Source organism: Rickettsia sp., assembly GCF_965035265.1.
Genome location: NZ_CBCDJS010000125.1, coordinates 1 through 3,101, shown reverse-complemented (window position 1 = coordinate 3,101; position 3,101 = coordinate 1). Strand labels below are relative to the sequence as shown.

Sequence of the window (3,101 nt, the reverse complement as noted above, 5' to 3'; positions counted from 1 at the left end):
TTCAAGTATTGGGTATAAAAAACCTATGAATGTTTATCTGGATTACGTACAACATTATGAACAAATAGCAGCTCAATTTTAAGCAACATTACCAAGTACATTGTTCATATATTTTGTCTTGATTTTTCAGGCCATTATACTCAGCTCTTGGCAATAGATGCGACAGAGCCTTTTTAACTGTCTACTAAATTATAATTTAGTAGACATCACTTTTATAGAATTGAATCTTTATTTGTTGGCAATTTACAAATTAACTCTTACTTTAATACTACCTGTATGCCCTTGATATTTTTTCGCTAAATTAGCATCATAATTAATACCATATTCCATCATGTTATGTTTAATTGTAACACCTAAACCTAAATTATAATCTACTTTGTTACTTCTGTAGTTTATTGTTGGTAAACGCTCATCTATACCTTGTATTCTTGCATCAGTTGCAGGAGATTTATTTTTAATGTTATAGTTAACAAATCCATAAGCTTCTGGAGTAACTACTAGACTACTTGCATTACCTACATTATCCAGGTGTCTAAAATAAATATCCTGATACGCTCTAAGTCCCGCATTGCAGCTTAGCTTATTATAACTCTTTTTATGAACAGTTAAATTCTGAAAACTCGTGCCAGTTTCTGTATAACCTTTATCTCTGATTAATGAACCTATCGCCCCAAGACTAGATGTCACATAAGCGTTATTTCCTAAAGAATGATTATATCCAAGTGATACACTCCCGCTATATAAATGTGATTTATATTTACCAGATGCTACTTCACTATCAAGCGCATTCTTAGCTATAGCAAGATAACGCGTCTTGCCGCTTCTAATAGAACTCTCGGCATAAGATATAGTACTATTTAAATACCAATTATAATTTGGTATATTATATGCACTGTAAAGTGAGAACATATTAGTTCTTACTTTATCTATATTACCTATATTCTGGTCTTGTGGTCTTATACTAGTGTATGCGTTTGTATATGCAGCACCTAAAAGAATATTATCACATATAAGACTGTCAAAACCTATAGTATTACTATGTCCTTTTGTTTTGTAGCTACTGAAATATTCAGCGTTTTTGCCACTGACTTTATCTTTGTTATGATTTATTGAGGATCTAGCCCACATGCCATATCTAATATCTTCATATATGTTATTGTTATATCCACATGCATTATCATCACCAGCTGCAACGGCGGCTTGGCTCATGCCCAGACCAGTATGCGATAATCTATTATGGATAGCATTCATAGCAACTTTATTGGTATCTGTAAGTGTTTGGTGCAATGCTACTTGCACTATAGCACTATCTCTTTCTTTTGGATGATCTAATATTCTAGCAAACATCTCTTCTACTTGTTCTTTATCTAATAAACCCATATTATTCTTAAACTTTTCAGCGCTACTATTTGTTGTTACATGCTTTAATTTTTCCATAAACATATTATTCTGTACAGAATCAAAAACATAATCAGTATCTATGACATTGTTTGAATCATCATACGCATATAAAGTCAAAGAACTTGCATCTAACTTCCACTTCACAAACTTATTTTGTTCACCACTACTATCAAGTATAATCTGATGCTCTGGATCATTTAATGGTACTATGTGACTACCATCCTCCGCCAAAATAATATTATATTTAGTATTATCAGCTATTTTGCTGATATCACTATTAATAAATGACAATTTTACTATTAATGTACTTATATTTGATAAATCCAGAGTGCTACCTGGCGCAAGTATTATATGACCACCCGATAAACTAGATTCATCATATGTAGTATTTATCATGAGCTGATTAGTGAAGATATTTATGCCAGATAATGTCAATATCTTATTATCAAGTATAATAGTGCTATTACTCGCGCTTATATTACCTGCTATTGATATATTATCTGATACCTGGATATTAGAACTATTGATATTAATACTACGGCTCCTTACATCACCATTAAATATTACATTTGATCCATGAGATATATCTATATTACTACTACTTGATAATGTCTTATTAAATTTAGTATCACCATTTATAGTAATGTTGCCCTGGCTATTTACAGTATTTGCAAAATATGTACTACCACTCGTCTTTATACTGCCTTTAGTGTGTACTGTGCCTTGAAACTTCGTAATAACATTATCTTGATCAAAATTAATAGTATTACGTACATTTGTAGTCAATGGTGCAAATAATGAGAACGATGATAATGCGTCGCTACTGGTAGTATTAGCTAAAATATTATTACATGCAACATTACCTGCAAATAATGTTTTGCCTAATGTCTTAATATCTCCATTACTATTAATATCTCCATTAAACTCTGTATTATCATGACTTGATATATTGCCAACTGGACTAGTACTTGAGCCAATATTTCCGTTTATAATAGTATTATTAGCAAGATTTAAATTGACTGGCTGACCGCCTGTTATATTCATACCTCCTACATATTTCATATTAGAGAGGAATGTGATTGTTCCACTACCGTTACCTTGAAGTTCTGTTATAGAGTAATCGCCTGAAGTCTGAAATGCTACATCTCCTGCTCCTGCTTTCAGTATTGTAAGATTTGTTACTATTCCATCAACAACCCCCTTGCCTTCAAAATTAATTGTACCATTATTACCTCCCGTACTATTAACATTGCCGGTAATCTTTTGTCCATCTGCAAGCTGCAATATTCCTTCATTACCTGCAAAATCTACATTGCCTGTTATTCCGTTATTTGATATTAAAGTGCCATTACTGCTAAAACTTACCGTGGCCGTTAGTAAATCTGTTGCAGTAATTGGACCAATACCGCCAATATCCACATTACCTGCATATAGTTGTCCTACACTCGCAGCTGCACCTTGATTTAAGTTTACTTGCTTTAGCTTTTTATCAGCAGCTCCTACTACTCCTACATCACCTGCTTCTATTGTAATAGTACCTGTATTATCTGCGCTCGTTGTAATGCTGCCATTTACTCCTTTATCTGCTACTAAACTGCCATCTGCACTAAACAGTACATCACTAGTAAGTAGATCACTTGCAGTTACATTTGCTGCTGCATTAGCTACCTCTATAGTCTTAGCAATTGCTGCAGGAATTG

1 protein-coding gene is annotated in these 3,101 nt (G+C 33.0%); it reads right to left on the bottom strand.

Annotated elements, in window-relative coordinates; all coding sequences use genetic code 11:
* Positions 1 to 243: 243 nt before the first annotated feature.
* Positions 244 to 3,101 (bottom strand): autotransporter family protein (locus AC1Z7D_RS06695; RefSeq protein WP_482603058.1); only part of this gene is annotated, 2,858 nt, incomplete at its 5' end.